Source organism: Mesorhizobium sp. M1A.F.Ca.IN.020.06.1.1 (assembly GCF_004023265.1).
Classification (GTDB): Bacteria; Pseudomonadota; Alphaproteobacteria; order Rhizobiales; family Rhizobiaceae; genus Mesorhizobium.
In genome coordinates, this window is the sequence record NZ_RZSR01000561.1 from 1 (window position 1) to 3,987 (window position 3,987).

At 63.8% G+C, this 3,987-nt stretch carries 5 protein-coding genes; 1 reads left to right on the plus strand and 4 read right to left on the minus strand.

Annotated features, from left to right (window positions below; all coding sequences use genetic code 11):
* Window positions 1-215: 215 nt before the first annotated feature.
* The 3 genes from EOA60_RS22240 to ykgO form a co-directional block, all read right to left on the minus strand.
* Window positions 216-1,274, minus strand: coding sequence for an alpha/beta hydrolase (locus tag EOA60_RS22240; RefSeq protein WP_095824059.1), 1,059 nt, complete (start codon window positions 1,272-1,274; stop codon window positions 216-218).
* Between the two features lie 295 nt (window positions 1,275-1,569).
* Window positions 1,570-2,187, minus strand: coding sequence for a hypothetical protein (locus tag EOA60_RS22245; protein ID WP_067001924.1), 618 nt, complete (start codon window positions 2,185-2,187; stop codon window positions 1,570-1,572).
* Between the two features lie 109 nt (window positions 2,188-2,296).
* Window positions 2,297-2,422 (minus strand): type B 50S ribosomal protein L36, encoded by a 126-nt coding sequence (gene ykgO, locus EOA60_RS22250; protein ID WP_040974291.1) that lies wholly within the window; start codon window positions 2,420-2,422, stop codon window positions 2,297-2,299.
* A gap of 335 nt (window positions 2,423-2,757) precedes the next feature.
* Here ykgO and EOA60_RS22255 point away from each other — a divergent pair, with 335 nt between their 5' ends.
* Entirely contained in the window at window positions 2,758-3,174 is a 417-nt protein-coding gene (locus tag EOA60_RS22255; protein WP_067002206.1) for a lysozyme inhibitor LprI family protein, read from the plus strand.
* A 6-nt stretch (window positions 3,175-3,180) separates the two neighbouring features.
* On the opposite strand, the gene EOA60_RS22260 is transcribed toward EOA60_RS22255, so the two are convergent.
* The coding region (locus EOA60_RS22260; protein ID WP_128311898.1) for a 5-(carboxyamino)imidazole ribonucleotide synthase at window positions 3,181-3,987 on the minus strand (807 nt) is incomplete at its 5' end.

Genomic DNA, 3,987 nt, shown 5'->3' on the forward strand with positions numbered 1-3,987 from the left:
GCTGAGGACGCCCGGCTCCACCAACATGCTGCGCATCGCCTATGTCGGCTCAGAGACGCACTAAGGTATGCCCGTATTCAGGTGGGACCGGCCTGTGAGGCGCGCCTTTCCTGCGCTTCCGGGGCTCATGTGGTCAAGTCGCTCCGCTCCGGTTCTGGGAATCCGCTCTGCTCGGCTCGGCCTAATTTGAATCTCGACACCTTCCGGTCCCGAGCTTAGCCCGGCGCCAGCTCGGCGTCCGGCACCTTCAGTTCCGGGTACCTGTCAGCGCCTTGCGCGTCGCCGGCGATCCGGCTTTCCACAACACTCGCCATCGACTGCAAGTCGACCGGCGCGCCGGCCGCCCTTTCGATGGCGCCGACGACGAGGTCGGGGGCGATCCAGTCGGGCTTGTGGCCGAGATTCGCGACCCAGACCAGCTCGGCGCCGGGAATGTCGTGTTCGAGGCCGACGGAATGGACCGTGGCATAGACCACCTTGTCGCGATCGCCGGAGATGACCAAGGTCGGCGCCTTGATCTCACGGTAGCCAGGCGAGGCAGCGCGCACATAATCGTAAAGTCGGGCCACATCGCGGGCGTTGGCGCGGAAGGCAGGCGGCCTCAGAACAAGCGGAATGGAAGCCTTGCCGATATAGCCCTTCGGCACATTGTTCGGTGAAAACACGCAGGCCGTGGCATTGCCGATCCGCAGCATGCCCGCCGCGTAAGCAATGGTCTCGGAAAACAGCCAGCCGACCACCGGAACAGCCGTCAATTTGTAATACCAGGCGGTCGCGCCGCCCGGCCACGGATGGCTCACGGGCGCCAGGAAGACGAGGCCGAGCGTCTTTTGCGGATGCTGGCGCGCGAAGGCGGTTGTGACCGCGCCGCCGAAGGAATGGCCTATGATGATCGCCCTTGCGATGCCGAGCCGATCCATCAACGCGGCGACAGTGTCGGCCTGCGCCGCCAGCGTTTCGTTGTCGCCGCGCTCCGACCAGCCGAAGCCCGGTCGGTCGAGGAACAGCAGCTCGGCGCGGCCCTCGAGCAAAGGCCTCAGCGGCAGCATCTGGTCCTTGAGATTGGCACTGGCGCCATGGATGAAGACGACAGGCGGCAGATCGGCGCCGGCGGCGGGGACGTGGACATAATGGATGCGGGCACCATCGATGTCGGCGAATGCGCCGATCGGCGGATTGCGGCGCTCGATCAGCCAGACGCCGGCGCGGGTAATGCCGGCAAGGGCGATGAGGAAGGCAACGAGGGGGAGGAGCGCGAGGCAGATGAGGTCCATGCGGAAAGTACGGGCGAGTGGATTTAGTTTAGGAGCACGGCGAGTTTGGCGAGCTGGCGGCCTGCTGCCAGCCCAAATTATTGCCCGCTTCGGTGGAGTATCGCAAATGTTCAGCTTGGCCGGCCTGTCAACGTCAGGACGAAGCAGGAGCGAAGCTCCGTCGCGAAGCCGCTGGCATCCACGCCGTCACCTTGCGCGACGGCTGCAGGGGAGCAGAGGTCTGCACCACCGTCGCGGCGCGGAAAGTCACGGCATGGTCGTTGGGTCAAGCCCGAGGATGACGAAGAGCTGCCCCTCAAATGCCCTCGCCGGCCAGGTCTTCCGACAGCGTCGAGACCTGGCCCTGGGCGCTGCGCATCATCGGATAGATGGTGAGCACCTTCTGCCAGGCTTCCAGCGCCGACTGCTTGTGGCCGGTCTCGGCCATGATCTGCGCGAGACCGGACAGCGCGCCGAAATGGCGCGGTTCGAGCCGCAGCGTGTGGTCGATGTCCGACATCGACTTTCCATAGTTCTTCATCAGGAAATGCACGGTAGCGCGGCGGTTCCAGCCTTCGGCATAATCGGGCTGCAAGGTCACCACCTGATCGAGGAAATCGAGCGCGACGTCGAATTTCTGGTCTTCCGCCGCCCTTTGCGCCCATCGCATCATCAGGTCGATCGAGGCGCTGCCGGACTGGTTCCACTCATTCCAGATGCGGCCGGCGATGCGTTCGGCGGCCTTCTCGTTGCGCTCGCGTCTGAGATCGGCAAAGAGCTGGTCGAGCCGTCCCTGCCTAGTCGAGGCGACCGGCGGAGGCGTGATGGCGGGCGGCGGCGAAGCGGCGGGCGGCGTGGCCTCATCCTGCGCCGAAGCGGGCAAGGTCGTTCCGGAAAGGACGAGGGCAATGAAGAATGCAAAAAGAATCCGCATGTCCGGAATCTAGTCCCGGACGGCGGATCGTCAAAATGATTTTAGCGTGAGGGTCCGGCGAACCGGCAGTCGACATCAGCGGCGCGGCGCTTAGCGCCGCGCGCAAGTCTCAGCCCTGGCGCGCCTTGTAGCGCGGAGCGGTCTTGTTGATGATGTAGATGCGTCCCTTGCGGCGAACCAGCCGGTTGTCGCGGTGACGCGCCTTGAGCGCCTTGAGCGAGTTCTTGATCTTCATGGTCTTGCCTGTTCGGTCGGGGGCCCGGTCCCGGGCCGAATTTTAAAGGCGCGCCCGAAAAAAGCGCGCCTTGAACTTGCGTGGCTCATAAACGAGGAGCCTTGCCCGTGTCAACCGCAAGCGGGCGGCTCTTATGCCGCAAATGGTGCGCTGATCAAATATTCGCCATAGGTAACGCGCGGCATTGCGCGACTCAGAGGCGGCTGGAATGTTGCGGGCCACGCCAGAGCGGGACATAGGTCCCCTCCGGTTATGTCTATTTGTTTAGCCGCATTTCTGCGACGCCAAGCGATTCCTCTAGGTTGCAGATGCTCTCAGCGAAACGGAGTCTTATCATGCGCCGTCTCTTTCTGCCCGCATGCCTTGTCCTCATCGCGACGGTTCCGGCTGCATGGGCCGAGGACTGCGATCGCAGCGACGACAGCCAGTCGATGATGAATATCTGCGCCAATGCCGATTATCAGGCGGCCGATGCCAAGCTCAACGCCGCCTACAAGGATATTGTCGGCCGCAATGACGAGAAGGCCAACAAGTTGCTGCAGACCGCACAGCGCGCCTGGATCACCTTCCGCGACGCCGAATGCGCCTATTCGACCGCCGACAGCGAGGGCGGTTCCATCCACCCGATGGAGGTTTCGCAATGCCTGACGGAGCTGACGACCGAGCGCACCAAGCAACTCACCTCCGGCCCCAACTGCCAGGAAGGCGATCCGAGCTGCGCCAGCCCGGACGAGGACGAAGACGTGCAGTAGTCGGCGTTAGCGCCGACGCTCAATGCGCGTGAAATGGCCCATCTTGCGGCCGGGCCGCGACTCGGCCTTGCCGTAGAGATGCAGCATCACGCCGGGCTCGGCGAGCAGCGCCGGAACCTTCAGCATGTCATCGCCGATCAAGTTTTCCATGACACAGTCGGAATGCCGTGCAGGCGAGCCCAGCGGCAGGCCGGCGATGGCGCGGATATGCTGTTCGAACTGCGAAACGATGCAGGCGGCTTCCGTCCAGTGGCCGGAATTGTGGACACGCGGCGCCAGCTCATTGGCTAAAAGCGAACCGTCGGCAAGCACGAAGAACTCGACGCCGATGACGCCGACATAGTCGAGCGCCGCAAGGATTTTTGCTGCCGCTTGCTTCGCCGCCGATGCGGTGTCCGGTGCGATGGCGGCCGGCAATGTCGACGTTCGCAATATGCCTTCGCGATGGATATTCTCGGCCGGATCGTAGGCTGCAACCGAGCCGTCCTGCCCGCGCGCGGCAATCACCGAAATCTCGCGCTCGAAAGCGACCAGCGATTCGAGGATCAGCGGCACATTGCCCATCGCCTCGCAGGTGCCGGCAAAGCCGCCGGTCTCCATGTTGCGGAAGACGCGCTGGCCTTTGCCGTCATAGCCCATGCGGCGCGTCTTCAGCACGCCGCTGCCGCTGAATTTCTTCAGCGCGGCCGTCAGCTGCTCGTCATTGTCCACTGGGCAGAATTCGGCTGTGGGAACGCCGATGCCGTTCAGGAAGCTTTTTTCGGTCACGCGATCCTGCGCGATTTCCAGCGCGCGGGCCGGCGGACAGACGGG